Genomic DNA, 8,440 nt, shown 5'->3' on the forward strand with positions numbered 1-8,440 from the left:
CAATGGATTTGAGTGAAATGGGCGGCAAAATCATTTGTCAAAAAGATGCGTTCCTGGCAGCGGCTAAAGGCGTATCGGTCGGCGTTGAATTCCAACGTAAACTTGGGACTGGTTTCTTTGGTGGTGAAGGCTTTATCATGCAAAAGCTTGAAGGTGACGGACTCGCATTCGTTCATGCTGGAGGTACTATTCATAAGAAACACTTACAACCAGGCGAAGTGTTACGTGTCGATACAGGATGTTTAGTGGCCATGACCAAGGAAGTTGATTACAACATTGAAATGGTGCCGGGCGTAAAAACGGCGTTGTTCGGTGGAGAAGGATTGTTCTTCGCTACATTGCGTGGGCCAGGAACCGTATGGATACAATCGTTGCCATTCAGTCGATTGGCAAGCCGAGTCTTTGCAGCAGCCCCACAAATTCCTGGCGGCAGCTCAAAAGGTGAAGGTAGCTTGGCAGGCGGGCTATTTGATATATTAGGCGGGAAATAAATAAAGTTAATGACAGTGTGCCTTTAATGGTGCACTGTTTTTTTGTGGTTGCGTCATTTATTCCCTTGCACCAGTAATTCCCCCATATATCTATCTTCTGATTTGCTCTTTACGCTTCGCTGTAAAATAAAAAACCTGATACGTATTCGCACCAGGCACTTAATCAATCTATGAAACTTTCATTTTCCTTTTCATCCGCCATAAGAAATAAAGCACCGGCAGGATTAACGACGCAGAAGAAGTAATCCCTCCTGCAATGGACGTGTACAATGCCAGCATGCCGACGAGTGGTCCACCGGCAATCTGTCCGAACGCATCAAGCTGCCCAAACATGGAAAGTGTTGTGGCACGCCCTTTTGATTCTATGCGTTCATTTGTAACGATGCTCATCAATGGATAGTTTACGTTTCTCAGTGCACTTGTCACCCAATACATGGCTACCGCCACCCAGAAATGACCTGTCCAAGCGAAAGCAATCATCGTTGCAATCAACACGGTGTTAGTAATCAATAATACATGTGCATAACGTCCTTTGACATGTCTCTCGACGAAACGAAGGACCACGATATTCAGTAAAAACGCGACCGCATAAAATGTACCGAACCAATAAACGGTCTCACTTTCCGACAACTGGTAGTCCACAATGAAATGAGCGCCGTACAAACGATCAAAGCCTTCGCTGGCGAGCCCCCAAAACAAGGTTACCATCGCAATACTGACCAACACGGTGTTCCCGCGAATTTGAGAAACACCAGTTTTGATGGTGTTCACCATATGCGTGACACCTGAGACACCTTTTTCACGAGTAACTCTAACAAACTTTGTTTCAGGTAGCTTGATGATAGCCCATACCGCTATGACAATGAGCATGATTCCCGCAACAATAATTGCAATTTGTACGGACCAAATCGCTGCGATTGTCACACTTGCAAGAATCGCCGCAAAGCGAGCCCAGGATGAAAACTGCGATCCACGTAAGAACGTCTTTTCCAAACTTTTAGCGTTCAGTTCATCAGCAATCCAAGCTTGTTCCGCCCCGCTGATGAATGTCCAGCCGATTCCCCACATCGCAGAAGCTACCGCAATCGCCCAAAACTCAGGCGTACTACCTTCCAAAACATGTGCTAACCCGATGACGAGTGTTCCGAAAGCAAGCGACCTTTTCCGTCCGAAATGATCCGCGAATAAACCTGTGGGCATTTCAAACAGTAAAACAGACACTTCCATAGTCGTACCGATCAATACGAGTTGCAAAGCATTCAATTCCGCTTGAGTTACATAGTAAATGGCGTTTAATGTGAACACCATCTGAATGAAAAACGACCGTGAACTTGTTAAAGTGTAATAAAAATTTTGTATACTCAATTCTAATTTCCTCCGATTTTTTGATTTGGGTTAAAATCAAATCGGAGTTCACATTTTATCCCAACATGCCCTCCAATTTGTATGCTGAAGCCAATGTTGTTCTTTTCATATGCTATCTCTCCCTTTCTAAAACTTTATTCATTATAATTTCTATTCAGAATATTGTCATGGTTTTTTTTGATACAGAAGAGCGGATTTGGTGTGGGTAAATTAATCAGAGTATTTTATTCGGCATGAATGAACTTAGGGGTTCCTTGTTAGGTTTCTTCATTGGCGTTCTTCCTGGGAGCCGGTGCAACACTTGTCCGAGCTTTATTCCCATTCACCCATTTTCCCCCAACGAAAAAGGCTGCCAGTAACATCGGCAGCCCCTACTATCTTTCACAGTTTGTTATTCAGCTTGTCCTTTTTCGAAATTCAGATCCCATGTGTACCCAAACTGGTCGCGCACTTTAGCGTATTTGGCTCCCCAGAACGTGTCCTGAAGTTCCATGATTGCCTGACCGCCCACTAATAATGCATTGTACAGACGATTCACTTCTTCTTCGCTTTCACATTCAATCATCAATGAAACATTTGTCGTACCTGATTCGCCAGGGGTTGAGGAGTCAGCAAGCATAATGCTGAAGTTTCCATTTGTTAAGTGACAATGCATAATGTAATCTGCCGCTTCAGGCGGTGATGGAAAATCACTATCCCCATATTTTAGCATCCCTTGGTTCTCTAAACTGAATGTTACTTCATAAAATGCAGCTGCGTCTTTGGCATTTCCGTAAAACGTTAAATATGGAAGTACTGGTTTCATTCTCTACATCTCCTTAATGAAAATTAAGTATCTCTTATAGGATTCGCCAGACTTCTTTATTATCCTTTTACATCTTAAAATGTTTATTTTTTACTCTTTTGATTATTTAAAGGTCACTTGTACAAATTTATCGCTTAAACTCATCGCACTACAGATTCAACTCGCCTTATGAAACAGCGTTCTTCCTAAACTTCCTATAAATCATCAAACCCATTGTCTTGCACATTGACTTTTACATATTGACGAGACTTTTGCTCAAAAAAGTCGGTTTTGCCCAAATCCACTTCTTCGTAGGCTTTGATCCACTTCAATGGATTTTTGCGATACGCCGGGAATGGTCGTTCATAGCCAAGTTGAGCACAGCGGACATTTGCATAGAAGCAAATGTATTCTTCCACATCCTCGACGTCCAGACCGTCAATTCGATCCCCTATCACTTCACGTGCCCATTCGATTTCAAGTGCAGCCGCTTCTTTGAAAATATTTTCAACTTTACGAGCTCTTTCTGGCGTATCGTACTGAGGATATTCTCGCAACAATTCCTGATAAATTTTCACGAACAAATCGACGTGAATTTGTTCATCTCGATTGATGTAGTTGATCATTGTGCTCGTGCCGACCATTTTTTGATGACGTGCGAGATGATAGAAGAAAGCGAATCCAGAATAGAAAAATAACCCTTCCAAAATGACATCATAGACAATCGCAGTCAATAATGAATCAACATTTGGCTCATCTGAAAAAGCTTCATACCCTTTCATGACGAATTCGTTTCGCTTTGCCAGGACCGGTTCCGTGCGCCAGTAATCAAACACCCGGTCTTGCTCTTGTTTCGACACCAAGCTCGACAGCACATATGAATAAGAATGATTATGAATCACTTCTTGTTGTGCCAAAATTATCATAAGCGCATTCAAACTGGAATCCGTTAAATAATCAGCAACTTTCCCTGCGAAATCAGTTTGAATACTATCGAGCAATGCCAATAAGCCGATGATTTTCAAGAATGCTTCCCGCTCCGCATCATTCAACCCGCCGAACTGCTTCACGTCCGAGCCCATATTAATTTCAAAAGGGGTCCAGAAGTTTCCGAGCATCCTTTTATATTTCGGATACGCCCAACTGAACCGTACATCATCCCAGTTCAGTACATTCGATGAAGCCCCATTGACGATGCCGGTAGAACGGTTTGGTGCCTCTTTATCCATGAGCTTTCGTTTTTCAATCGTTGTCATTCAATTTCCTCCTTAGCTTGAGCAAGACTCACATTCCATCATTTCCACCGATGTGGAGCGCACATAATAGGTCGTTTTCAAACCACTTGCCCACGCATCCAGATGCAAGTCCAGCAATTCTTTCGCCTTAATTGTGTTTTGTACATATAAATTTAACGATACCCCTTGATCGATATGGCGTTGTCGTGCAGCGTTCTGTTTTAATGTCCAATGCTGATTGATGAAGTACGCGGACTTATAAAACCATGTTGTTTCTTGATTCAAGTCAGGTACTGTTACCGGAATTTTGTAGTCTTTCTTCTCTTCCGAATAGCTTTTTTGGAATATAGGATCGATGCTTGCTGTACTTCCTGCCAATATCGACGTGGAAGAATTCGGTGCGACGGCCATGAGATACCCGTTTCTCACGCCATTCATGGCAACATCCAGACGAAGTTCACGCCATTTCAATGAATCGTAACCACGCGATTCAAAGTACTCTCCCGTATGGAATGCTGATCCAACAAATAATGGATAAGGTCCTTTTTCACGAGAGATATTCATGGATGCTTGTACTGTCAAATAAGCAATCTCCTCATACAATTCATCCGCAAATTCTACCGCTTCGTCAGATTCCCATCGAATTCCTTTCAGCGCTAATAAGTGATGCCAACCAAATGTTCCAAGACCGATTCCACGGTATCTTGCGTTTGTTCGTTCTGCCTGTGGCACTGGAATCATGTTCAGATCGATGACATTGTCGAGCATGCGTACTTGCACTTCGATCAATCTTTCCAACACACCAGCCGGAACTGCTTTTCCTAAATTGATGGAGGACAAGTTACACACGACAAAATCACCAGGCTTACGGCGCGTGACTATGACATCGTCTTCCAACGTGATCGATTCAAATTCTGTCGCACTCATATTTTGAAAAATTTCCGTGCACAAGTTACTGCTGTAAATCATGCCTTCGTGTTTATTTGAATTTCTTCGATTTACTTCGTCTCGATAAAACATAAATGGCACACCTGTTTCCAGTTGGCTGCGCATGATGCGTTTCATAATATCAATGGCCGGCACTACTTCTCTCGACAACTGTTCGTTCGCTACACACTCTTCATATTTATCTCGGAAAGTACCTTCCCCCCGGGTTTCATCATAGAAATCTTCTAGAGAATAACCCATGACAGTACGTACTTCATGCGGGTCAAACAGTGCCCATTCTTCGCGTGCTTCGACTTTCTCCATGAAAACATCCGGTAGGCACACACCTGTGAAAATATCATGTGCGCGCAATCGTTCATCCCCGTTGTTTAGCTTCAAATCAAGGAAAGGCAAGATGTCCTTATGCCACACATCCAAATAAACGGCAATCGCTCCTTGTCGTTGACCGAGTTGATCCACGCTGACCGCCGTATTATTCAATTGCTTGATCCACGGCAGCACACCGCTCGATGCTCCCTTGAATCCTCGGATTGAGGAACCTCGGCTTCTCACTTTCCCCATGTAAATGCCTATACCACCGCCATATTTCGATAGCGTGGCAACATCTGTATTCGAGTCATAAATCCCTTGAAGACTGTCGTCAACTGTATCGATGAAGCAACTCGATAATTGCCCATTTGGCTTCCCTGCATTGGAAAGGGTAGGTGTTGCAACGGTCATATACAAGTTACTCATTGCCCAGTATGCTTCCTTCACTTTCTCCAAGCGATTCTCGGTTTCGTTTTGCATTAACGTCATAGCAATGATGAGCCATCGTTCTTGCGGTAGCTCTGCGGGTGAAAGGTCGTAATCTCTTGCCACGTAACGGTCCATCAATGTCTTTAATCCAATATATGTGAATAGTCCATCGCGTTCCGGTTCAAGCACTTCACCTAATGCTTTGATTTCTTCTTTACTATAGGTCTTCAGGAGACGGGCATTATATAAACCCTTGTCCGATAAGCGCTGAAGGTGTTTCTCAAAATCCTTATACACATTTTGACTTGAACATTCTCGTCTTACAGCGATTTCGCTGTAAACTTGTGCCAAGTAAACACGAGCAGCGACGAAAGTCCAGTATGGTTGCTCTTCATCCAGATGACTAAGTGACTCCATTACCATGGCTTTTGACCACTGTTCATCGGTTGCTTGTGGATTTTTCTTCAGCCATTTTTCATTGGCATGCAACAAGGGAGCCAACTCATTCTCTTTAAACTGCTCCAGCAGTTGATCTATCAGTATTTCTTTGTCTGTTAATACCTTTTGTACCATATGTATACCCACTCCAATTCAACAATTTCAGAAACACAAAAAAGCGATGGAACAGCCTCTTCGGCTGAGCCATCGCTCAAGATTGAAAGAATGGAAAGGAGTAGAATTGGTTTGAGAGAAAATGGAATTTCGCTCGCTACAAATAGCTCGCTTCCACTCCTCAACCCCCGAAGAAAGTGTTGCTTCATCGAAAAAAAAGGCAGGTCTCCTGGCTCGTGCATTATCCTTCCGTACCCTTCCCATGCTGATGCACAGTGGACTTTGTACAGTCGTTTACACTTACAGTTGCGGGGACAGCTTCGGCATGTACCGAATTCCCTTTTAAACCATTACTGGTACCTCTTTTTCGTTTGTACACTATATATTGTGTTTTACATAATATCCAATCTAACATATAGTGTTTTTTCTTACAACCGATGAATCATCGCTGAATTCGTTCAACCCTTATCTACACTAGCCAATTCGCTTAAAAAATATTTTTTGTCTGGTTCTTTCGCGATATTTTCGGCCGCTACTTGCCCGCGTGCCAACCAAATATTCATTGACTCAGAATTGCCCCTACACTTTTCTGCACGTGCTATGGATTCATAAGCAAAGGCTAAATCAAAATCGCCAAATCCTTCCGCTTCACATAGTTCTGTACCCGCCACGCCGTAAAAATATGCTGTATCACCTTGTCCGAGAATGACATGGACACGGGACACTTGCCAATAGCCTCTAGCCAAATTAAGCTTTGTGCCGATTTGGCGCCAATGATAGAGCGAAGCATATGCCTTCTCCAGCATTTGTGAATCCTCATCACCTGTTCGGTCTTTCTTCTCCATCAAATCCCATGTTTCATTAAACAATCGAACCGCGATTGTACGGTGATCGATACTTATCGTCTCAGTCATGTTGTCTATCCCCTTTTCTCAATTCTTTGTATTCACTTATTACCCATTGGGCAAAGTAGACGTTATTTCGTATCCTATGTAAATGTGTTTGCTAGTCTAACCAATTATATTCGACAGAAACAGTCTGCTTCCTTTCAAGCCTTAAATTAACTCTATTCGCTGTTTCCACCATTCTATTTGCGCATCACAGAAAAACTCGCGGATTCTCCTCTTTTCCACAAACAAAAAAACGGCCTCATATTGAGACCGTTTTCGAATCCATTATAGAACATAAATCACGAACAACACTGCCGCCAATACCAATCGATAAATTGCGAATGGCGTCAATTTCACGTGTTCGATTAACTTCAGGAAGAACTTGATGGAAATCAGCGCAAATACGAAAGCACTGATAAATCCTACGACATAAAACGAAGTATCGCTTGGATTTATATCCTCCCAGTTTTTCAAAAGGGACAAGAAGCTAGCACCGAACATGATCGGAACAGCCATGATAAATGTAAAATCAGCTGCCGTCCGGTGACTCATCCCGAACAATACACCACCTGAAATGGTCGCACCCGAACGAGAAAAACCTGGCCATAACGATAAACATTGCACAAGCCCAACAGTGAATGCCTGCTTGTATGTAATTTGATCCAACGTCTGTGTTTTCGGTTTTTTAGGTCCGAATTTATCAGCCACAATCATTAAAATCGCACCAATAACCAAGCCAATTAATACCGTCTCGGTACGGAATAAATTGTCGTCGATAAAGTCTTCAAACAATACGCCTAGCACACCCGCCGGGATTAAACCTACAATTACATGCGTCAATTTTAACTTTGAGCCTGTAGTTGTATCTTTCATTTTATAAAGACCAACCAAACTGAATAAACGTTTCCAGAACACCACAATTACCGCCAAAATCGATCCAAGCTGAATAAAGATTTTAAACGAGTTAGCCGAAGGTTTCCCAAGAAACTCAGATGTTTTTAACCACATATCGTCCACAATAATTAAATGTCCGGTAGAAGAAACGGGTGCAAACTCCGTCATCCCCTCAACAAATCCTAATATTAACGCTTTAAGCAAATCAAATAGTTCCATAATATCTCCTTATGCTCTTCTTTTTCGGAATCGTAAATACCACCAGATTACGGCAAGTCCTGCAAGTACAAGCAAGACGTAAACAATATTTGAATACACGTCCATTACGCCAACGATTGATTCCCAGTTATCGCCCACCGCTGCTCCGACCGATACTAAAATCGTATTCCAAATAAGTGTTCCTAATGTCGTAAATAACAAAAACAATCCAAATTTCATATTCGACATCCCGGCAGGAATCGAAATCAGACTGCGAATCAATGGAATCAAGCGGCAAAACAATACAGTCCAAATGCCATATTTATCAAACCAGCTATCTGCTTT

The 8,440-nt window shown here is 42.6% G+C and carries 8 protein-coding genes and 1 riboswitch; of the genes, 1 reads left to right on the forward strand and 7 read right to left on the reverse strand.

Going from position 1 to position 8,440, the window contains the following annotated elements:
* Nucleotides 1-491 (forward strand): AIM24 family protein (locus tag AC1DSB_RS10210; RefSeq protein WP_477586665.1); only part of this gene is annotated, 491 nt, incomplete at its 5' end.
* Between the two features lie 168 nt (nt 492-659).
* Here AC1DSB_RS10210 and AC1DSB_RS10215 read toward each other — a convergent pair.
* The 7 genes from AC1DSB_RS10215 to AC1DSB_RS10245 form a co-directional block, all read right to left on the reverse strand.
* Complete coding sequence (locus AC1DSB_RS10215) at nt 660-1,856, reverse strand: MFS transporter (protein WP_477530796.1); 1,197 nt, start codon at nt 1,854-1,856, stop codon at nt 660-662.
* Between the two features lie 391 nt (nt 1,857-2,247).
* Nucleotides 2,248-2,661, reverse strand: coding sequence for a VOC family protein (locus AC1DSB_RS10220; protein ID WP_016428390.1), 414 nt, complete (start codon nt 2,659-2,661; stop codon nt 2,248-2,250).
* Between the two features lie 194 nt (nt 2,662-2,855).
* Entirely contained in the window at nt 2,856-3,896 is a 1,041-nt protein-coding gene (locus AC1DSB_RS10225; protein ID WP_016428391.1) for a ribonucleotide-diphosphate reductase subunit beta, read from the reverse strand.
* 12 nt (nt 3,897-3,908) lie between these two features.
* A complete protein-coding gene (locus AC1DSB_RS10230; RefSeq protein ID WP_477530795.1) occupies nt 3,909-6,134 on the reverse strand; it encodes a ribonucleoside-diphosphate reductase subunit alpha in 2,226 nt (741 codons plus the stop codon).
* Between the two features lie 181 nt (nt 6,135-6,315).
* A riboswitch (cobalamin riboswitch) is annotated at nt 6,316-6,491 on the reverse strand.
* Between the two features lie 80 nt (nt 6,492-6,571).
* Complete coding sequence (locus tag AC1DSB_RS10235; protein ID WP_016428393.1) at nt 6,572-7,027, reverse strand: hypothetical protein; 456 nt, start codon at nt 7,025-7,027, stop codon at nt 6,572-6,574.
* Between the two features lie 261 nt (nt 7,028-7,288).
* On the reverse strand, nt 7,289-8,116 hold the full coding sequence (locus AC1DSB_RS10240; RefSeq protein ID WP_477530794.1) for an undecaprenyl-diphosphate phosphatase: 828 nt from the start codon (nt 8,114-8,116) through the stop codon (nt 7,289-7,291).
* Nucleotides 8,117-8,125: 9 nt separating this feature from the next.
* On the reverse strand, nt 8,126-8,440 hold a 315-nt coding region (locus AC1DSB_RS10245; protein ID WP_477586667.1), incomplete at its 5' end, for a DedA family protein.

This window comes from Paenisporosarcina sp. P4_E4_2 (genome assembly GCF_056401595.1).

What these genes read in the sequence shown, in the direction of transcription:
- AC1DSB_RS10220 (WP_016428390.1), bottom strand. Translation starts at nt 2,661, where the DNA reads ATGAAACCAGTACTTCCATATTTAACGTTTTACGGAAATGCCAAAGAC.
- AC1DSB_RS10225 (WP_016428391.1), bottom strand. Translation starts at nt 3,896, where the DNA reads ATGACAACGATTGAAAAACGAAAGCTCATGGATAAAGAGGCACCAAAC.
- AC1DSB_RS10230 (WP_477530795.1), bottom strand. Translation starts at nt 6,134, where the DNA reads ATGGTACAAAAGGTATTAACAGACAAAGAAATACTGATAGATCAACTG.
- AC1DSB_RS10235 (WP_016428393.1), bottom strand. Translation starts at nt 7,027, where the DNA reads ATGACTGAGACGATAAGTATCGATCACCGTACAATCGCGGTTCGATTG.
- AC1DSB_RS10240 (WP_477530794.1), bottom strand. Translation starts at nt 8,116, where the DNA reads ATGGAACTATTTGATTTGCTTAAAGCGTTAATATTAGGATTTGTTGAG.